At 66.2% G+C, this 18,912-nt stretch carries 21 protein-coding genes, 1 tRNA gene and 1 pseudogene; 6 read left to right on the forward strand and 17 right to left on the reverse strand.

Annotated features, from left to right (window positions below; translation table 11 throughout):
- The first annotated feature begins 54 nt into the window (after positions 1-54).
- Both ACFYQA_RS05595 and ACFYQA_RS05600 read left to right on the forward strand, forming a co-directional pair.
- Entirely contained in the window at positions 55-324 is a 270-nt protein-coding gene (locus ACFYQA_RS05595; protein ID WP_388911942.1) for a hypothetical protein, read from the forward strand.
- Between the two features lie 146 nt (positions 325-470).
- Positions 471-755 (forward strand): hypothetical protein, encoded by a 285-nt coding sequence (locus ACFYQA_RS05600; protein ID WP_388911945.1) that lies wholly within the window; start codon positions 471-473, stop codon positions 753-755.
- Between the two features lie 127 nt (positions 756-882).
- On the opposite strand, the gene ACFYQA_RS05605 is transcribed toward ACFYQA_RS05600, so the two are convergent.
- The 5 genes from ACFYQA_RS05605 to ACFYQA_RS05625 all read right to left on the reverse strand — a co-directional run bounded on the left by ACFYQA_RS05605 (position 883) and on the right by ACFYQA_RS05625 (position 5,042).
- Positions 883-1,857, reverse strand: a complete 975-nt coding sequence (locus ACFYQA_RS05605) for an alpha/beta fold hydrolase (protein WP_388911948.1) — start codon at positions 1,855-1,857, stop codon at positions 883-885.
- 251 nt (positions 1,858-2,108) lie between these two features.
- The gene (locus ACFYQA_RS05610; RefSeq protein ID WP_388911951.1) at positions 2,109-2,390 is read right to left on the reverse strand and encodes a chaplin; all 282 of its coding nucleotides are present in this window, start codon (positions 2,388-2,390) and stop codon (positions 2,109-2,111) included.
- A gap of 197 nt (positions 2,391-2,587) precedes the next feature.
- On the reverse strand, positions 2,588-3,547 hold the full coding sequence (locus ACFYQA_RS05615) for a D-2-hydroxyacid dehydrogenase family protein (RefSeq protein ID WP_388911955.1): 960 nt from the start codon (positions 3,545-3,547) through the stop codon (positions 2,588-2,590).
- A gap of 217 nt (positions 3,548-3,764) precedes the next feature.
- Positions 3,765-4,565, reverse strand: coding sequence for a hypothetical protein (locus ACFYQA_RS05620; protein ID WP_388911958.1), 801 nt, complete (start codon positions 4,563-4,565; stop codon positions 3,765-3,767).
- Positions 4,566-4,721: 156 nt separating this feature from the next.
- Positions 4,722-5,042 (reverse strand): dihydrofolate reductase family protein, encoded by a 321-nt coding sequence (locus tag ACFYQA_RS05625; RefSeq protein ID WP_388911961.1) that lies wholly within the window; start codon positions 5,040-5,042, stop codon positions 4,722-4,724.
- Positions 5,043-5,311: 269 nt separating this feature from the next.
- Here ACFYQA_RS05625 and ACFYQA_RS05630 point away from each other — a divergent pair.
- Positions 5,312-5,638 (forward strand): annotated as a pseudogene (locus ACFYQA_RS05630) (zinc ribbon domain-containing protein); the annotation flags it as partial.
- 548 nt (positions 5,639-6,186) lie between these two features.
- Here ACFYQA_RS05630 and ACFYQA_RS05635 read toward each other — a convergent pair.
- Positions 6,187-6,708, reverse strand: a complete 522-nt coding sequence (locus tag ACFYQA_RS05635; protein WP_388911964.1) for a Fic family protein — start codon at positions 6,706-6,708, stop codon at positions 6,187-6,189.
- Positions 6,709-6,767: 59 nt separating this feature from the next.
- Between ACFYQA_RS05635 and ACFYQA_RS05640 the strand changes: the two genes are divergently transcribed.
- Positions 6,768-7,367, forward strand: coding sequence for an aminotransferase class IV (locus ACFYQA_RS05640; RefSeq protein WP_388911967.1), 600 nt, complete (start codon positions 6,768-6,770; stop codon positions 7,365-7,367).
- A 1,382-nt stretch (positions 7,368-8,749) separates the two neighbouring features.
- On the opposite strand, the gene ACFYQA_RS05645 is transcribed toward ACFYQA_RS05640, so the two are convergent.
- From ACFYQA_RS05645 to ACFYQA_RS05670, 6 genes are all read right to left on the reverse strand, one after another.
- Positions 8,750-9,808: a DUF3987 domain-containing protein gene (locus tag ACFYQA_RS05645; RefSeq protein WP_388911970.1), complete on the reverse strand. Its 1,059-nt coding sequence runs from the start codon at positions 9,806-9,808 to the stop codon at positions 8,750-8,752.
- Positions 9,809-10,066: 258 nt separating this feature from the next.
- A complete protein-coding gene (locus tag ACFYQA_RS05650) occupies positions 10,067-10,279 on the reverse strand; it encodes a hypothetical protein (RefSeq protein ID WP_388911973.1) in 213 nt (70 codons plus the stop codon).
- On the reverse strand, positions 10,279-10,626 hold the full coding sequence (locus ACFYQA_RS05655) for a hypothetical protein (protein WP_388911976.1): 348 nt from the start codon (positions 10,624-10,626) through the stop codon (positions 10,279-10,281). The genes ACFYQA_RS05650 and ACFYQA_RS05655 overlap by 1 nt, the downstream gene beginning before the upstream one ends.
- 5 nt (positions 10,627-10,631) lie before the next feature.
- Positions 10,632-10,997: an AsnC family protein gene (locus ACFYQA_RS05660; protein WP_388911979.1), complete on the reverse strand. Its 366-nt coding sequence runs from the start codon at positions 10,995-10,997 to the stop codon at positions 10,632-10,634.
- Between the two features lie 619 nt (positions 10,998-11,616).
- Positions 11,617-12,507 carry a hypothetical protein gene (locus ACFYQA_RS05665; RefSeq protein ID WP_388911982.1) on the reverse strand — a complete coding sequence of 297 codons (891 nt, stop codon included), beginning with the start codon at positions 12,505-12,507 and terminating at the stop codon, positions 11,617-11,619.
- A gap of 574 nt (positions 12,508-13,081) precedes the next feature.
- On the reverse strand, positions 13,082-13,483 hold the full coding sequence (locus ACFYQA_RS05670; RefSeq protein WP_388911985.1) for a hypothetical protein: 402 nt from the start codon (positions 13,481-13,483) through the stop codon (positions 13,082-13,084).
- A gap of 127 nt (positions 13,484-13,610) precedes the next feature.
- Between ACFYQA_RS05670 and ACFYQA_RS05675 the strand changes: the two genes are divergently transcribed.
- The gene (locus ACFYQA_RS05675; protein WP_388912384.1) at positions 13,611-14,846 is read left to right on the forward strand and encodes an IS701 family transposase; all 1,236 of its coding nucleotides are present in this window, start codon (positions 13,611-13,613) and stop codon (positions 14,844-14,846) included.
- Positions 14,847-15,714: 868 nt separating this feature from the next.
- Here the strand turns inward: ACFYQA_RS05675 and ACFYQA_RS05680 are convergent.
- The 3 genes from ACFYQA_RS05680 to ACFYQA_RS05690 form a co-directional block, all read right to left on the reverse strand.
- Positions 15,715-15,954 (reverse strand): hypothetical protein, encoded by a 240-nt coding sequence (locus tag ACFYQA_RS05680; protein WP_388911988.1) that lies wholly within the window; start codon positions 15,952-15,954, stop codon positions 15,715-15,717.
- 184 nt (positions 15,955-16,138) lie between these two features.
- Entirely contained in the window at positions 16,139-16,486 is a 348-nt protein-coding gene (locus ACFYQA_RS05685; protein WP_388911991.1) for a hypothetical protein, read from the reverse strand.
- On the reverse strand, positions 16,483-16,791 hold the full coding sequence (locus tag ACFYQA_RS05690) for a hypothetical protein (RefSeq protein WP_388911994.1): 309 nt from the start codon (positions 16,789-16,791) through the stop codon (positions 16,483-16,485). Before ACFYQA_RS05690 ends, ACFYQA_RS05685 begins: the two co-directional genes overlap by 4 nt.
- A gap of 172 nt (positions 16,792-16,963) precedes the next feature.
- Here ACFYQA_RS05690 and ACFYQA_RS05695 point away from each other — a divergent pair, with 172 nt between their 5' ends.
- On the forward strand, positions 16,964-17,200 hold the full coding sequence (locus ACFYQA_RS05695) for a winged helix-turn-helix domain-containing protein (RefSeq protein ID WP_363035674.1): 237 nt from the start codon (positions 16,964-16,966) through the stop codon (positions 17,198-17,200).
- 66 nt (positions 17,201-17,266) lie between these two features.
- Here ACFYQA_RS05695 and ACFYQA_RS05700 read toward each other — a convergent pair whose 3' ends face one another.
- Positions 17,267-18,403, reverse strand: coding sequence for a tyrosine-type recombinase/integrase (locus ACFYQA_RS05700; RefSeq protein WP_388911998.1), 1,137 nt, complete (start codon positions 18,401-18,403; stop codon positions 17,267-17,269).
- A 131-nt stretch (positions 18,404-18,534) separates the two neighbouring features.
- Positions 18,535-18,607 (reverse strand) — tRNA-Arg (locus ACFYQA_RS05705).
- Positions 18,608-18,912: the final 305 nt, after the last annotated feature.

Here is an 18,912-nt window from a genome sequence, read left to right on the forward strand (position 1 = left end):
GACTGTAAGTGGCCGGTCCGACACGGACCGTGTCAGTACGAGAATGGAGAAGTAATGCGCAAGTACCAGAAGGCCGCCGTCGTCATGGCCATGCTCGGCAGTGTCGGTTTCCTCGGCGCCGGCGTCGGTCACGCCAACGAGGGCCCGGAGGTCGAGGTCAACAACTCGCAGGCCACGACCTGCATCCAGGACAACTCGAAGCAGGGCCTCATCAACATCGACGACATCAACCTCGCGATCGGCATCCTGGGCCTCGGCAACGCGGAGAACACCGAGACCAACACGGTCTCCTGCGCCTCCAGCTTCGGCATCGGCGGCAAGTGATCACTGTCAGGTGATCCGGGCAGGTCTCGGGGCTCGAACCCAGGTGTTCGAGCCCCGGGGCCGCCCGGCATGTCGGCCGGTCCGGGTGTGTCCGGACCGGCTCCGCCGCTCAGTGGCGGCGGGTCGACCGTCAAGGAAAAAGGTAGATGGTGAAGTCGAGGAAGATCGCAACAGCGGCGGCGGCGGGGGTTCTCGGAGGGCTCGCGCTGATCGGCGCCGGTGCCGTTCAGGCCTTCGGTGCCGATGACCCGGACAACTGCGTCAAGGGCGAGGACGGCACCGTTCGCTGCGTGCAGGTGAGCGAGCAGGAGATCACGACCGACCAGTACGGAAAGGTCCACTTCGTCAACGAGTCGAAGCAGACCTGCTCCGGCGGCAATGCCGAGGTCTCCTGCGCCAACAGCGTTGTCCTGCCGGGCAAAAAGTCCTGACGTCTTTGTCGGCCGAGGGCCGTTGTGCACGGCTTCCCTCACGTCGGCATCCCCCGCGTCGGACCACCCGTACAGCGGAGAGTGGCCGGGACCCGGTATCGGGTCCCGGCCACTCGTCGTATGTCCGTCACCGGTTTGCCGTCGCGCAGGCGAGGTCGGCACCCGGTGACTCCACGGGAGTGCAGTACGGCAGGTCGTCGATGGGGCGGTCGGTGCAGAAGCGGCCGATCAGCTCCGACGACTCCTGCCTGCGCTCGACCGTGACCAGATGGTCCGCCTCCTTGACCGTCGTGAACCGCGCCGCCGGAATCGTCGCGGCGAGCTCACGGCCCATCCGCGGGGTGCACAGGGTGTCGTACTCACCCGTGAACACCAGGGCCGGCACGTCGGGGACGGGCAGGGGCTCGTAACAGCCGTGCGTCACCAGCCTCGTGTTGTGCTCGACCGCCTTCGTGAGCTCGTCCGAGGTCTGGTTCATGAACTGGTGATGCAGGAGGCGTGCGACGGCCGTGTGCCTGCGGACCTGACCGGCACCCGGGTTCGACATGAACAGCTCCACCAGACCGCCGGCCGCGGCTTCGATCTCACCCCGTTCCAGCGCCTGCGACAGACGCGGCACCGCGTCGGTGTAGATCTCGGGAAGACGCATCGCGGCGCCGCAGAAGACGATGCGACGGACGGACTCGGGATGCAGCTGCGCGAAGCGGAGGCCGACGACTTCACCGAAGCAGCCGCCGAAGAGATTCACCGGCGGCATCCCGGTCTCCGTCAGCATGTGCTGGACCGCGGCGGCGAGGAAATCGATTCCGTAGTGGGCGGGCAGGAAATCCGCACTGCCGTATCCGGGAAGATCCACCGTGATCACTGTGCACAACGGTGCCAGCCATTTCTCGTGCCTCTGCCAGGAGTACCGGTCCTGGGACGAGCCGCCGAGCAGCAGCAGTGGCGCCGTTCGCGGAGCGCTCTGGTGGACGATCCGGCACCCGTATGCAAAGCCCTCGAACGTCAGGTTCCGTTCCTCCACCTGCTCCGACGGTGGAGAAGCCGACCCGTGGCGCTGGGTGTTCAGTGAACCCTGGGCGGTGGTGAGGACTGTGCGCATGGACGGCTCCGGGACAGGGGAAATGACGTCGAACCAGTCCATGATTACCGGCAATCATGTCCTTTTTCCGTAATCACTCATTTGTGGGCGATCCCGGTAATGAGGCATGTACGGCCCGCAGGACGGCAACCGCCGGCGGATCCACCGCCGAGCCTGAGAGCCGGGGTCCCAGGGACGGTGCCGAGAACGGCGAGAGCCCCGGCGCTCGAGGTGCCGGGGCTCTGGACGTTCTGCTGATGACGCGTACGGGGTCAGTTCCCGTAAGCGCTCTTGTGGTTCTTGTGGTGCTGACCGTCCTCGTTCACACAGGTGTTGCCGAACGTCGGGTTCAGCGCACCGATGACGTTGACGGTGTTCCCGCACACGTTGACCGGCACGTGGACCGGGGCCTGGACCAGGTTGCCCGACAGCACCCCCGGGGAGTGGGCGGCGACGCCCTGGGCACCCGCGTCCGCCAGAGCCGTGCCGGCCCCGCTCAGGGCCACGGCACCCGTGCCGAGTGCGACGCAGGCAGCCTTCGCGATGCGAGACATCACGTTCTCCTTCTTATTCGATGAGCACGGCCGCAGGGGGCGCGGCCGTGCTCCCCGTTCAACGCGGAGACGCGCGACGAGTCACGGTGATCAGCCACCGATTACCCCGGGTGAAGGGTTTTCTTTCGGCCGGCCTTCTGTGCCGGTCTTCCGCCTCTGCCTTCCCCCCTGCCTTCCGCCCCGGCTTCCGACCGCTTTCAGGGCAGGCGACGGACCGGCGCGCCGTCGAGGAAGGCGCGGATGTTCTCGACCGCCTGGCCGTAGTACGTGGCGTAGTTGGCGCGGGAGACGTAGCCGAGGTGCGGGGTGGCGAGCAGACGGGGGGCGGTGCGCATCGGGTGGCCGGCGGGCAGCGGTTCGACGTCGAAGACATCGACGCCGGCGCCGGCGATTCTGCCGTCGTGCAGGGCGGCGAGCAGGGCGTCCTGGTCGACGATCGCCGCGCGGGAGGTGTTGACCAGGTAGGCGGTGGGCTTGAGCAGGGCGAGTTCGGCGGCGCCGAGCAGGCCGCGGCTGCGCTCGCCGAGCGCGAGGTGTACGGAGACGAAGTCGCTCTCGCGCAGCAGGTCCTCCTTGGACGGCGCGAGTTCCACGCCCACCTCGTCGGCACGCTCCTGGGTGAGGTGGTGGCTCCAGGCCCCGACCCGCATGCCGAAGGCGAGGCCGACCCGGGCCACCCGGCTCCCGATCCTCCCCAGGCCGAGCAGTCCCAGGCGCCGTCCGTGCAGGTCGGCGCCCACGGTGCGCTGCCAGGGGCCGTCGGCGCGCAGACCGTTGCTCTCCTCGACGATGCCGCGCGCCAGGCCGAGGAGCAGGGCCCAGGTCAGCTCGACGGGCGGGGTGGAGGAACTGGCCGTACCGCACACGGTGACGCCGTGCGCCTCGGCGGCGGCGTAGTCGATGACCGAGTTGCGCATTCCGGAGGCGACGATCAGCCGCAGCCGGGGCAGCCGGGCGATCAGTGACCCGGGGAAGGCCACCCGCTCCCGCAGCGTCACCACGATGTCGGCGTCGGCGAGCGCGTCGGCCAGGGCGTCCTCGTCGGCGAAGTGACCGTCGAACGAGACCACTTCGACGTCCTCCGTGACCGGCCCCCAGTCGGCGGCCCCGGCGGCCACGCCCTGGAAGTCGTCCAGCACCGCACACCGCAACCGCATGCCGCTCCCCTCATCGCCCGTGGTCCGGGGCGATCAAGTTACCGTTCCTGGTCACTGCGGACATCCCGAACGGTGTGGGGTGTCCTGGTCGCCCGCGTTCGCTCCGTGTCCGCTCCGCGTCCGGCGGCACGGATCGTGTCCGCGGTCCGGAAGGCGGGGGCGGGGTCAGCGGTAGATACGACTGCACGACATCGTCGAAGCGCCCGCCAGCAGGTCGTCACGGTTGATGAGCCAGCCCACTTCGCCGTCCCCGGTGTGGAAGACGGCGGCCTCGCCGAACTCCAGGGGGTTCAGCCACGGTCCGCCCTCCTGCTCGGAGACGGCGTCCCGCAGGGCCTCGGCGTACAGCTCGTCGAACCGCTCCGGCTCGTTCCTGCAGACGACCACGGCCTCCTCCCCCCTTCTTCAGGAAGTCCGTTCCGTAGTCGGCCCGGTAGTACGGGGGGTTCGACTCCACCCCGCGCAGTCCGCAGGTCCGGTGCACGAACGGAACGGTCCCGGCCCGCTCGGCGTACTCCGTGAACGCGGCCAGTAGCGGACGGACCTCGTCCTCCACGTCCGTGCCCTCGAGGTCCGGCATGCGGCCCTCCGCCTCGTCGAACTCGTCGTCGGGGTCCCACAGCCAGTCGAGGACGTCCCACGACGTACCGGTGCGGCACACCAGCACCCGCCGTTCGAGGACGTCCGTCGTCCACGTGTCGGAGGGATCATCGGAGAACGTGCCCGAGAGCGCGGGGCGTACGGCCGTCGAGGCCCCCGCCGGTACGTGAACGACCTGCGCGGGTCCGTCGTCGTAGCCGCGGTTCGTGAAGAACAGCAACTGCCCTTCGCGGGGGAGCCCGAGCTCCAGGGGCTGCTCCGGTATCGCGGCCAGGTCGAGCCCGGCCACGTAGACGTCCCCGTCCCACGGGACGCCGTCGGGCGGCTCCGGCAGCCCACCGGTATGACCCACCACGAAATCGTCGGGACCGACCTCGGACGGATCGAGGATGTCCAGGTGGACGGACGGCTGCGTCATCCACATGATGCGCGTGATGGAGTCGTCGGAGACGCCGTGCGGAACTCATCGGTGTATGACATGCCGTCAGCCTGCCGTGCGCCTCTGACAATTCCTTTCCCGGGGTTTTTGCCGCCGTCACGCGGAAGACGCCGGGGAAAGACCCGTGCCGCTCGCTCAGGCGGACGTCACCGGGCTGTAGCGCAGGTTCACCGCGGCCGTGGGATCGTCGCCGTTGAGCAGGGCGAGCCGGACGGGGGCGCCACCGGGGTGGTCGAACAGCCGGATCCCGTCGCCGAGCAGCACGGGCGCGACATGTACCTCCACCTCGTCGACCAGCCCGCGGTCCAGCAGCTGCCGGCCGATGGAGGGCGAGAAGACCTCGAGGTTCTTGCCGCGGGCGGCCTCGAGCCCGATCCGGACCGCCTCGGCCACGTCGCAGCTCAGGAACATCACACCGTCGGCGGGATGCGCGTCCTGCGGGTGATGGGTGAGCACGAACACCGGTCCCTGCCACGCACCCCCGTAGATCGCGCCGGCATCGGGGGAGACGTCCCAGCCGTCCCGGCCGCCCAGAACGGCGCCGGTCGTCTGCGCGTACTCCTCGATGAGCCGGGGCGGTGCGAGAACCCCGTCATCCAGTCCCTCGCGTGCTCCGGACCCGCCACGAACCCGTCCAGCGACATGGTGAAGTGCAGGAGCACCTTGCCCCCGGCCGTCTGCCGTGCCATGTCCGGCAACGACGAGCGGGACTGTGCGGCGTAATCATCTCGGATGCGGCCTGGACCACGATGCGCGGCATGCTGGAGTACAAGTGCGCCTGGTACGGAAGGGACCTGGTTGCCATCGACCGCTGGTTCCCCTCCTCCAAGCTGTGCTCCGCGTGCGGCACGTTGCGGGGCAAGATGCCACTGAACGTCCGCGAGTGGACGTGTGACTGCGGCACGACCCACGACCGGGACGTGAACGCAGCGAAGAATGTGCTGGCCGAGGGGCTCTCGGTGACAGTCTGTGGAGCCGGTGTAAGACCTCGACGGAGTTCTCCGGGCGGGCAGTCGGCGACGAAGCAGAAAACCCCACGGCGCGAGCCGTAGGAATCCCCCTCCTTCAGGAGGGGGAGGATGTCAATCTCCGGAATCTCTGCGGTGGGCATGAAACAGCCCTTCCCCCAACCGTCCTCAACCTCACCCCCGGGACTGCCACGGGCCCGGAAACTCATCGGTGGGTCCGCATGTCGAGCGGCCGGCCTCCGGACCGGATGGTGTCCCACCGGGTGGTGCAGGGGATCTCCGTAGTCCCGACGCTGCGGGGCCGGAGACGGATGCCTTGCGGCAAAGCGTGAGCAGTCGGCGGGCATGTGTCACGTAAGCGCTCAAAAGAGCGGTATCAGGACAGTGGCAGTCAAAGTGTTCACGCCTTTGAGACGGTGTGTCCTCCCCAAGGCGTGGGCGAGTGTCCCGGCATCGCACACGGCCAGGTCGCCATCCCGCCGGGCGGTCGCGGAAAATCGCCCGCACGAGCAGCTGACCGCCCCCCCACAAGGCCCGATACACCGTCACTGAGGCCGGCGGTAGGGATCGGTGCAGGGCTCCAGCGATTGCCGGATCTCTTCGCGGACGGGATCCATGAGAGGGCCGGGCGCTTAGCGGCGGGCACGGGCCTTGCCGTAGGGGACGAGCCAGCCTCGGCTGACAGGTTCGCGGATGTCGCGGATGGCTTGCTGGTCGCTGAGGTCGGCGTCCTGTTGGTAGACGGTGCGGCGGACCTTGGCGTCCGAAAAGGCCGGGAGCAGTGCGTAGACGACGCGCTCGTCCAGGCCGGTCTCCTCCACCGCTTCGACGAGGTGGGTCCAGGCGCGGGACATTACATCGAAGCGCCGCTGGGCCTGCTGGGCCTGGCGGTGGTGGGCGGTCAGACAGAACCGGATCCAGGGGCGGGTGCCCCGTTCAGGGCTCCGATGCGGACCACCCATCTCCTCCGGGATCCGGTAGTAGGCATAGGTGTTCTGGCCGCGGCCGAGCCACTCCTCGATGGAGGAGAACTCGGGCGGTATCAGTGCCTCGCGGGAGAAAACGAGGGTGGACAGGGCGCGGGACATGCGCTCGTTGCCGTCCTTCCAAGGGTGGATCTCGACGAGGTTGAGGTGGGCCATGGAGGCGCGCACGTGGACCGGGGCGTCCGGCGCTGGAGCTGGGCCGTATCGGACCGGACGCGCACCCGCACGTGCTGGTGACCACCCGTTCCGCCGGAAACCCGCCGCTTCCGCCGCTGCGGGTCCGGTCGGCTGTGTACACCCGGGACATGCCTGAGGTGAAGAGCGTCGGGCTGTTCGGCCCGCTGCGGCACCGGCGCGCCGCACAGCGCGCGGGCTTCGACGACGCGCTGTGCGTGGACGACCGGTCCGCGCTCTCCGAAGGCGGTACCTGGAACATCGGCTTCGGCCTGGGCGAGCAGGTGGTGTGGCCGGACGCGGAGAGCCTGGCCGGCACCACCATGCGGCTGTTCCGACAGGGGCACGCCTCGGTCTCGACCACCGTGGAAATCGCCGACGTCACCGGATTCGACGCGGCCTTCGCCGCCAACGCCGCCATCGGCATCCGGGCCATCGGTCGCCTGGACGACCTCCCCTTCCCGGAGACGCACCCGCTGATCGAGGAACTGCGCAAGGAGTACGCCGAACTCCCCGGAGACCCCCTGCAGCGACGTCACCGGGGAATACCCTGGAGCGACAGGAGACCGACAGCTCACACGGAGACAAGACCTCCGGTGTCTGTCATTGCCAACCGGAGTGAGGGTGCTCCCCGGTGCGTCCGTCCGACGTGACCGTCGAGGCGAACACCACGCTTTCCGAACAGGCGAAACGTCCTCCTGGAAGGAGGACGTCACTGGGCGCCCCCGGCAGGACTCGAACCTGCGGCCAAGCGCTTAGAAGGCGCTGCGACTTCGGTCCCGAGGTGCTGTGACAAACGCGCAGCTTAGAGCGGTGGCACAGCCTGGGTCAATTCACCCAAACAGGCGTAAGCACCTGACCATAAACACCCTGGAACAGGTGCTTCACCCATCTGACGGGGCGGCATGGCTACTGCGGAGTATGCCTGTTGCCGACAGAAAAGGGTCAGGGCCTCATCCAGCAACGCGCCCTCTCACGGCCCGGAGACGGCCCGGTGAGGCGTTCGGCTCTGGCGCCCCCTTCGAACGGGAAGGGGGCGCGTTGGGCCTACCGCATGAACAGCGCGACTGCCCCGGTGAGGGCTGTCACTAGAGCTGCCAGCGCCGTGATGAACTCGGGGCTCAGCCAGTCTTTCACTTGGTCACCACCGCCCCCCGTACCGCGTTAAGCATTGCATTGCCATGTCTAAGCGGGTACTGTGGAGCATCGAGCAGCACACCCGCTCTCCCTTCCGTTAGCGCCTACTGGGTCCTGGCAGATCGTCAGAAGGCGCGCCTGCGTTGAAGGAAGAGAGTAGCAGGTGTGCCCTGCTGCATGCCCACGTTGTTGCCCCCGCTCGTTGTGACATGAGAGGGGGCTCTTTCGCGTGGGCCGGCGGAGTCTCAATGACCGACAGTCAGAACCCAGAGGCAGCAGCGCACACCTGCCGGTTCTGTGAGACGTGGGCAACCGTTTTTTCGATCGCCGTTTGGTTTTACCTGCGGCTTTACGGCGCGACCCAGGGAACAGGACAGACAAGTGCCACACCCAGCAGCGCAGACCTGTCACGGCACCACCACGAAGAAAGTTCGGTCACCGAACCATAGGACCCTCTAAGCGAACAAGGGCACCCTGGTCTGAGGACGGACCTGCACCACACCCACCTGTGCAACCTCGTCACGCCCTTAGCCCAGGCCACTTGATTCGGTGACCGAACTATCAATCCCACGCGCCTCTTTGAGAACACGCACTCTCGCCGTTGTCCGCCTCAGTCTCGGCACTGATCAACGTCACATCTCCCACACCAGCCCTCTCGGGTCTGTCTGCTCGCACAGCCGCGTCACGCGTTGCGAGTTGCTCCCTCGCTCAACACGCAACACGCAACACGCAACGCTGCGAGTCGAAAACGCAACTACCTGAAAACGCCCAGAACTACATAAATTAAAAAACCACCTTTTATATATAGGTCCTGCGCCTACGTCGTTGCGTCTCACAGCAACACGCAACGTTGCGTGTTGACGAACGTTGCGTGTTGCGTTGCGAGTTGGTGGACGCGCTAGCTCTTGTGCCAGCTCACGCTGTCCTTGCGCTTGCCCTGCTCCCGCTTCGCCTTCTTGTCCCGCTCCAGTCGCGCGAGCGCTTCCGGCAAGTAGTCCTTGAACCGCGACGGGCAACGCCGCTTCAACTCGCCCTCCCGCACACTGCCCTCAGCCTTGATCTTGCCCCAGGCCCAATCTTCCGCGTCGTTGACCTTGTGCACCTCTTCCGTCGCGGCGATCTGCTCGGCGCCCTTGGTCTTGCCCCGGTCGCGCGCTTCCTCGACCTTCAGGCGGTGGAGAGCGTCAACGACATGGCCCCTGGTCGCATCCGAGACGGCCATCAGCGTCCCCGACAGTTCCCAGTCCTCTTCGCTCACGTCCGCGCGCCCGTCGAGAAACGCGAGAGCCGTTGCCACCTTCAGCCGCGACAGGTTCCGGTGGGAGTCCAGCTCATCCACGTGCATGAGCCCACGCATCCGGGCGCTGCGCTCCTTACGGATCTGCTGGCGGATCGAGGCGGCGACAGGCACCGAGTAACTGCCCGCACCCAAAGCACGCTCCAGATCACCCCCCGGGAGCATCCACCGCATAGGCTCCGGCGCCACCACGTCGTCGTCCAGCTCCGGCGCACCCAGATCCAGGGCAGGGAACCACAGGAACCGCTGAGGCAGACCCGAGCCCGCCGCCTCGATGAGCGACCGCGCCCGCTTCGGCTGGACACCACACACGAGCGTGAGGCGGTACGTGTGCTCGGCCATCGGCAGACGCTTGTTCTTGTCCACGTATGCGAAGCCCAGCGGCTCACCCACCCACGCGGAACACAGCGTCGGCGTGACCGTGCTGGCGCTGCGCCCCTGCATCGCGGTAAGGCTGTCGATCTCGTTGACCAGGAACATCACGGCTTCGGTGTGCTGGTTAAGTTCGCCGCCGACCCGCTCCATGAACTGATGCCCGATGCCCTCGCCCGAGCCGAGGTTGATGCTCTGGAGGGTGTACGGGTTCTCGATGCAGTCGCGCGCCGTACCAATGGACGTGCCCTTACCGAGACCCGAGTCGTCCGCGATGGCGATGAACACGCCTCATGCGCCGAAAAAGATCCTGGGGTGTAACGCCGTCCGGGTTCTCCTGGAGGATTTGAACGATGGTCCCCTTGGCGTAGTGGATGCTGTCGCCGTAAGTCTCTTCCCAGTCATCCTGTAGATCGTCCAGGTAAGCCAGGTAAGCCCAGTAGTTCACGGCTGATCACCTCCCCGCGGATTTGAACATAAGAGAGGGCTGGTGTGGGACGTGACATCTCTCGGTCCCGTGTCCCACACCAGCCGGCCTGTGTGCCGCTACGCCTTCCAGCGTGCTCGTCCGGGCTCGCTCACGGTGTCGAGGCCGACTAGGCCGTCGTCGTAGAGGGCTTGGATGATGTCGTCCATGCGGTCGTAACCGAGCCTCGGGAACCGGGCGTTCAGCTCGGCACTGGTCAGGCCCTCCGGCTTCTCCCGTAGGGCACTCAGCACGTTGTCACGGCTCGATGCCGTCGCGGTCTTGGCGGTCATCACTCGTCGTCCCCGTCGGAGTCGTCCACCTGGTAGCCAGCCGACTGGCGGTGGAGCTTGCGGAGAGACTCGGTGCTGGTGCGTTCGGCCTCCGCGCGATGCCTCGCCATGTCGTACTCGCGGTCGCGGATGCGCTCCTGCTCCGCGTTCTCCTTGCTGATCGCCCTCGACACCCGATGGCGGGCCACGTCGTCCGCGAAGGGAACACCCTGTTCCCGGAGCTTCTTGGCGAGCTTGCGGGTGGCGGCCTCCGCCGGGTTCTCGGTGGTCACCTCTTCCTCGGAAAGCTCCGACGGGTCTACGCCCTTCAGCTCGGCCCAAAGCTGCTGACCGACCTTGTCGACCATGATCCCTACTCCTCTTCCTTGTGTTCCGGCACGGCCGAAGTCACCGGGCCGTATAGCTTCGCCTGCTCCACGGCGGAGTACGCGATCACGTGCAGGAAGGCCGCGCGTTCGGTTGGCTTGAGTTCCTGCTGATAGAGGTCCGTGTAGCAACGCCCAATAACGTCATCCAGCCGCTGCGCGGCATCCGCTCGCGCGTCTTGTGGCCTCGTGTTGGCGTAGCCCTTCCGGGCGCGGGTGATTCGAGACCACACAGCCTGCTGTGTGAGTCCCGTCTCTCCGGCAATCTCAGCGACGGGCTTTCGCTGCATCCACAGCTCATGGAACTTCGCTGAACTCTCGGCCAACTCGCTATTTCGACGCACCACATACACCCCCTTTTAATTCCTCATTTCAAGAATGAAGCCAATTGACATCGTTGTCAAGGTAAGATAGGTGGGCGCCGACGTGGGGCAATGCCGCAGAACCTTAGGTAGCGTGGCTTTATGGATATCGACGCGGAAACCCTTGGTCTCTTTACCGTGAACCTGGATATGTCAGGCGGTCAGTTCTCGTGCTGGGTGTGGAAGGGCCCTCGGACCGAGAAGGGCTACGGAGTGTTCCGCGTGGGCGGTAAGAAAGTCCGCCCTCACCGGTGGCTCGTGGAACAGATCCTCGGGTTCGAACTGGAAGAGGACGAGCTAGTTACCCATGACTGTGACGTGGCGGCGTGCTGCAATCCCCGGTGCCTTCGGGTGGGCGACCAGAGAAGTAACATGCGGGAGCGAGCCGAGCGCGGGCGGCATTGGTGCACCCAGAAGACTCACTGTCCGCACGGCCACGAGTACACCCCTGAGAACACGTATGTGGACCCCAGGGGATATCGGAACTGCCGGACGTGCGCCCGAGCACGGCACAGACGGAGACGTTCCACACCAACCCGCGAAGCTCTCGCCGCTTAGACGGTGTCCTATGTGGTGAGGCGGATAGGGCTTCAACATGGTCTCTCCGCCCTCACCGAGGGATAATTAAATCGGTGAGCTGCCCCGCAGTTGGGATCCGGCCGCGGTTGAAGACGACCGCAACGAACAGCACCACCACCGGCAGCAAAGGGACGAGTGCAGCATCGGGCAGCCCGAGGACGGCCGCACCAGCCATGACCAGCACGACCACGCCCCCCACCACGACCACCCGCAATCGCTCCCTCGGGGCGGCCGGAGCCACGCCGGCGAGTTGATCTGCGTCGAGAAGGTCGTCGATACGGCCCTCGGCGTAGCGTTCAGCGATTGTCAGCAGCATCACGGTGAGGTCTTCAAGGGCGCGGCCCGGCTCGGAGTCCTGCCGTGCTTCGGCTCTTCGTAGCGCGCCCACCACAAGTGCGGCATGTGCCTTGAACTGCCGTTCGTTGTGGCGTCTGGCTCTGGCACGTCGGGTGCGGTGAGCCCTCCAGATGGCGCGTTCAACCGGCTGCACGGAAACGCGCGGGATCTGGCAGTCCGGCTGGGTTTCCTCCCAGCGACGGAGAACTGTGGCGCACTGGGCTGCAACCGTCAGCAGTGCAACGACAGGCCAGCAGCGCCGGTCCTCCATTCGCGCACTCTCCTTGGCCGGATACCCGGCGAGGGCCTCCAGGTCATAGACGGCATGCGTCGCTTCGTTGCCATAGCTGGTTAGGTTCATGCGTTTGAGGAGCCGCACCTCAGCGATGAAGATCAGGGCCCAGAAGAGAACTACCGTTACGCTGCTGATCGCGGGAAAGTCCCAGAGATGCACCGCCATTGGCACAGCCACGATGCGGCTGAGTAGTGCCTGCACCACGCCAGGCTGCGGTCCCGGATCCGCGCTCAACCGCAGATGCTCCCAGTCGGCCATGTCGTCGACGTGCACCAAGAGGAAGAGCAGCAAGCCCAACCGGAGTGTCTTGATTAGCGTGGCCAGGGGCAGAGCGCGCCACCACCGCACGACATACTGAGGGGCCAATCTGTGGCCGCCGACCCGATCTTGTATTCGAGGCGGTAGCAGCAGTAGCTGCGTCAGAAGCGGGGCAGCTCGACGCACCCCCGAGGCGGCGCGTAGTCGCTCGAAGCGGTCCAAAGACCCCAACCACCAGCGCTGAGCCGGTCCAGGAACGTGGAGTAGAACGATCGCTACAGTAGCCATCCAAGGGACAACCGCGACCAGGTAACCGATTAACACATCGACAGTCTCGCGTATCCCACCGACAGCGACGCTCGGAACGCGATGAACCGGCGACGGCGCCAGCGCATTCGGCACGAACCTGATGCAGATGGCAGCACGCTTGACCTGGACGTACCCGGAGGCGCCTGGACCCGCCTGCAGCCCTGTGCTGCTGCAGGCGACCCGTCTGCCTCACCACGTAGGACACGGTCTTAGTACTCCAGCTGTAGATCGTGATCTTGCTCGCGAATGGGACCGCTGCTGAGCGGCCTGCATACGCCGAGGTGGCCGTCTCCGCAGATCACTTGCCGGGGCGGGCGATAGTGATGTCGATGGCACTGGCGTCTGGCCCCGGCGAGTCCACTGCGACGCACACGTTGAACTCACCACGGTCGCCCACTCGATGCACAAAGCGGGTCAGTTGCTCAACATCGCCGACTGCGATGCGGCCGTCGGGCAGCAGGAGGGAGCCGTCGAAGACCGTGATGAATTCCGGGTCGGGCCCGTCGGCCTCCGACGCTTGGGGCTCTGTGAAGAGACGCACTTTGATGAGTCCCCTCTGAGCTCGAACCCGAACGGCCACGTGGGTGTCACAGCTGGCCGCGGGGGCGGCGTCCAGAGCGAGGGAGAGTGGAATCCAGTCGGTCGCTCCCAGGTGCAGCACGGGGTGATTCACATAGATGTCGACTCCGGCGACCTGCACGGGGCTCCTCATGCTCGCTATAGGTGCGGCCACCGTTGATCATCGGTGTGTGAAGACAAACGATCATGCGGTGGCCGCAGGTCACAGCGTAGATCCTGCCCGCTGGCAGCAGGCGTTCGAGGCCCTTATGGGGCGCATAGCCGGCCGGTTCGCCCGGGTTGAGCCCCGGCGCCGGGCCGGGCGGCTGGTACTCGGGCTGCTGTCGGACCTGCCGCGCAAGACCTGCTGGAGCATCGCCGAGTGGGCCGGGGAAGCGACTCCGCACGGCATGCAGCATCTGCTGTGCCGGGCCTCCTGGGACGCCGACGCGGTGCGTGACGATGTCCGCGACTACGTAGTGGAGCAGTTGCACGACGACCAGGCAGTCCTCGTGGTCGACGAGACCGGCGATCTGAAGAAGGGCACCCACACCGTTGGTGTCCAGCGCCAGTACACCGGCACGGCCGGACGGATCGAAAACGCCCAGGTCGCCGTCTACCTCGTCTACGCCGGCGAGCGTGGGCATGCAGCGGTCGACCGTGAGCTGTACATCCCGCGCTCCTGGACGTGCGACCCGGACCGCTGCCGGGCCGCGGGCCTGGACGAGGACACCGTCTTCGCGACCAAGCCGGAGCTGGCCGCCCGCATGATCGGCCGATTCCTCGATGCCGGGCACCGCGTGGGCTGGGTCGCCGGCGACGAGGTCTACGGCGGCAATCCGAAGCTGCGCTCCGCGCTGGAAGAGCGCCAGGTCGGCTACGTGCTCGCCATCGCCTGCTCGGCCGAAGCCACCACCGGCGCGGGGAAGTTCCGCTCGGATTCCCTGGCCGCGAAGGTGCCGAAGTGGGCCTGGCAGAAGCTGTCGGCGGGGGCCGGTGCCAAGGGGCATCGCTTCTACGACTGGGCCGTCATCGACCTGGCCGAACCCCGGCCCGGCTGTCACCGGCTGCTGATCCGCCGCAACCGCACCACCGGTGAACTCGCCTACTACCGCTGCTGGTCGCCCGCCTCGGTGCCGCTGGCCACGCTGGTCCGCGTCGCCGGATCGCGGTGGCGGGTGGAGGAAACCTTCCAGGCCGGAAAGGGCCTGGCCGGACTGGACGAGCACCAGGTCCGCCGCTTCACCTCGTGGTCTCGCTGGGTCACCCTGGCCATGCTCGCTCACGCCTTTCTCGCCGTTGTCCGCGCCGACGAACACACCCGCCGGCCCGCCCCGGACGGGCTGATCCCGCTCACCTGCAACGAGATCCAGCGACTGTTCACAGCATTAGTCCGGCCCATGCGCGACGTGGCCCACCGGCTCCGATGGTCCGCCTGGCGACGCCGCCATCAGGCCCGAGCCCGGGCCAGTCATTACCGACGACAAGCCGCGAATCAGACATGAAGATCACGATCTACAGCTGGAGTATTAGTCGTCTCGTGCGTCTGCACTCACACTCTCGCGCGCATCTCAGTGTTAGGAGCGCTGTATAGCGCCTCTCGGCTCCCGACAGAGCGAATGAGTGTCAGACACTCAGGTGAGAGAGCGATCTCGCCAGACGCGTCCCAGAGCTTTTCAGTGTTGACGCTGAGGAGTGGCTGGTCAGCGCGTGCCGGCGAGCTACGTACCCCTAACGCACTTAGCCACGACTGGTGCTGCTTCAAACAGGAGTGGTACATGGAGCCACGAAAAAGCCCGGTCACTCTGACGAGTGCCGGGCTTCTCTGCTGGGTTGCCGACCGTAGCGGAACAGGTATTTGCAGCTCAGGAGAGTCGGTCCTTCTTCACGATCGTGTCGCAGTTGGAACACCTCAACTGGTTAGTGGTGTACGGCTGAAGCGTGTTCCTGCCACAGTTCGGACACTTATGCCCCTTCGGCACGGCAGTTCCTTTCGCGGGGTGCGCTCGCCCCAGAAGCAAGCAGCCGAGGCCTCATGGTGGTCTGATTTTTTGATTGCGTCAATACGGGGGACCTGACCTGCGGGTTTAGAACTAATGGTCGGATGAGCCTCGGGACTCGCTCAACTCCCCTCAGTCTCGGGGCTCTTGTGTGTTTCGTCTCGCAAGTGCGAGCGAGCGTCACGCGCTCCCTTACTCCCAAACGGTGTTCAGGCGCGCCTCTCGGCGCCGGGCAGGCGCATGTCAGTGTCAGACACTCGCGACGACAACCGATCTCGCCAGGCGCGCGCACAGAGCTTTCCGCTATGCCGGCGAGTCCACGAGAGAGCCCGGTCACCCGCGGGGAGTGCCGGGCTTCTCTGTTGACACAGGGTTACTCCGCCGTGTCACCCGTCGGCTTGGTCGGCGACTTCTTGGCCGGTGCGCGCGTCGGGCTCTTCTTCGCAGCCGGGGCAGCAGCGGGCTTTGCCGCCGTCTTCTTCGCCGGAGCTTTCGACGTGCCCTCAGCGGTAGCGGCTTCGCGCATGGCTTTCCTGCACTTGGCGCGATCGGTCTTGGTGGCTTCGTGATCGCAGTTGCTGTGGTCGAAGCGCGTGACAGGAGTAGCGGTCATGTCGGGTTCCCCCCGGGTCGTTGTGTTGCTGACAGGTGTGACGCTCTCGGAGTACGCGAGCCACTCCGAGAGAAATGGCTGGACTCCGTGGAGAGTCGTTATCAAGCGCTGGCCAGAGCCAGCAGAGAGCCCCGAGACCCATCGGCGCAGGCGGAGTCTCGGGGCTCCCGTCTAGAGGTGGTGCCTACTCGTCGTCGGGCTCCCTGTACGGCGGGATGCGCTGGCCCCTGCTCTCGGCGATGATCAGGAGCTCCGTCAGGCTCTCGATGAGCCGCCGTGCGGCCCAACGGAGTTCAGGCACCGTGAGCTTCGCGCCGTCCTCGACCATCGGCTTGGTCATCTTCAGGACGATGGCGGCCGTCTCGATCTGCTGTTCCTCAACCCTGTCCGCGAGACGGGACATGTACGTCTCGGTGCCGTCGGTCGACAGGAGAGCCGTCTTGCCGTCGTCATCGCTCCACGGCAGGAGACGGAGAAGCCTGCTGTCAGGCTCGGGCTGAGACTGGGGCCGGGTGCTCTCGGGCTGGGTCATACCGCTACTCCGTGGAAGTCGATGCCGAGGGTTGCGAGGGTGAGCGCGGTTCGCCGGTCCTTCTGTCGTCGCCGCTCCTGCTCTCGCTCGTGGGCGATGAGGTAGGGCCGTACGAGCGGCAACCCGTCGACCTCGATGAACAGGGCGGGACGTCCCACACCCACCGCGTCGCGCGAGATGATCAGCCGCCGGGTCGGAGAATCCGCGGTGATGGGCTCGACACTGTCGAGCCCCTCGGCCGGTCGTCGGCGCTTCCCCCGGGCGGGCATGAGCCACGAGAGGATGAGGGCCAGTAGAGTTCGCACGTCTGCACTCCTTGTTAGTGCGGGCCACGCCCCCGGACGGCTCCACCCGTCGCGGGGGTCTTTCTGTGCTGTTGTCCGCGTCACATTAGCGACCACAGTCTATGCCTGTCTATGCCTCCCTATAGACCCACCTGCACATGCCCGCCCGTGTATGCGTACGTAGCGTCCAGGTATGGGAGAGCCGCAGTGGGACCCGAAACGGCCGAGGTGGCAGCAGATTGCAGACGTCATCAGGCAGCGCATCCAGGACGGCACCTATCCGCCCGACACCCTGATCAGTGAGTCGCGGATCCAGAGTGAATGGGGCGTAGCCAAGATGACGGCCCGGAAGGTCGTGGCTGCTCTCCGCGCGGAAGGACTACTCGTGACCACGCCAGGCATGGGCTCATTTGTGACGGGCGACGAGTGAAGGGCTGGTGTGGGACGTTCCACACCAGCCCTCGGCTGTGCTCGCCGGCCTGTGCTTAGCCGCTGGTCAGTAGCGGTCGCCCATGCGCTTGACGGCGTTCACCGCTCGGGTCGCTGCCATGTCCGCCGCGTACCGCCGCAACATAGACGGGTCCTTCCAGCCTGCGATGGTCATCACGTCGCCCTCGGACACACCAGCCGACAGCAGGTCATCCACGGTCGTGTGCCGGAACTGGTGCGGGTGAACGATGGACTTGGACTCGGGGTTGTCCGGGTTGCCGTACCCAGCGTCAGCGGCCCGGCGGTTCAGCATCCGGTACAGACCCGAGTACGTGAGCCGGTCTCGGTCGCGTGTCCCGAGCCAGAGCCATTCGGTGTAGTCGGGGGAGTTCGGGTTCGCTCGGCGGTGACTCTCTCGCGCCCGCAGGTACCGCGTGATCGCCACGACTGTCCGAGGTTGAAGCGGGATGATGCGGCCCTCACCACTGGCCCTCGCCTCCTTCAGTGGGGTCACTGGGCCGATGAGCCCTTGGTCCAGGTGCAGATGGTCGAGTCGCAGGGAGAGAAGTTCCTCGGCTCGCAGACCCTCCGTCAGTACCCGGATGATGGCGTGGTCCCTGACCTTCTCGAATGCGCGGACCCGAGGATTGCCCCCGCCTGTGACCTGGAGCAGGTCACGGATGAACTCGACGGACAGCGTCTGTGGGCGAACGTCCTCCGGGTGCGCGTAGCGCTGGAGCCGTGCGTCGTTGTAGGGGTTCTCGTGGTCGAACTCGGCTTCCAGCCACTTGAAGAAGGGGCGCAAGTTGCGCTGGAGGGTGTGAGTGCCACCCTGTCGGTCGCCCTTCCCGCCGTCGTAGTGCGCGCGGAAGAAGAGGTTCAGGGCTGGGGCGTCGCAGTCCAGGAAGCTAGTGGGCTGTACCACACCCGCCGTGCTGAGCTGCGGTGATGTGCCCGCCGTCTGCTCCTGGGCTGTGATCCAGCGGTCGAGGGTGCGCGCTGCCTTGGTGTACGCGGTGACTGTCTTCTCGGCGTAGGGCCTACCGCGCTTGTTGTTGCTGGCCCGCAGGTGCGTTGCGTAGTCGCTTAGTACGTGTGCGCGCGTGCTGGCAGCGTCCTCACGCTCGTGTGTGCTCCGTACGGACGTGAGACGACGTGTGCTCTTGCTCGTGCTCTGCTGTGTGCGCAGAGGGCTCCGTGTCATGCCTGTGGCTCTCTCGTGAGAGCTGGGCAAAGTCGAGTCGGCGACTCACCTTGCCCAACTATCGGACGGGTGAGTCACAGCGCTCCGGCTGGGGTGTCTGGCTGACGTTTTCGCAGGTCAGACAGTGTTTGCGCCCCCGGCAGGACTCGAACCTGCGGCCAAGCGCTTAGAAGGCGCCTGCTCTATCCACTGAGCTACGGGGGCCGGGTGTGGTGGCCACTGTCGTGGTGCCCGGGTGTCCCCGGGCCCTGACGTCGCCGGGGACAAGGATAGGGCTCCCGCGTCCTTGCCCCTGTCGCCTCGCCTCCGTGGCTCGATGTGGAGGTTCGGTAAAGCGGTCCCGATAATCGCAGGCGGGTACGAATCGCGCACCGATTTTGGCCCCTCGCGCATCGGGTGTTGTGCACTCGTTATGCCTGGGCTGTGCACGCGCCCCGGTCGCCCCTTCCATCCGCGTGTGTTAGATCGGCGCGCAGACATGGTCATATGCTTCAGAATTCCCATTAAAT

The sequence above is a fragment of the Streptomyces sp. NPDC005774 genome, assembly GCF_042871645.1.
GTDB classification, from domain to species: Bacteria; Actinomycetota; Actinomycetes; order Streptomycetales; family Streptomycetaceae; genus Streptomyces; species Streptomyces pratens.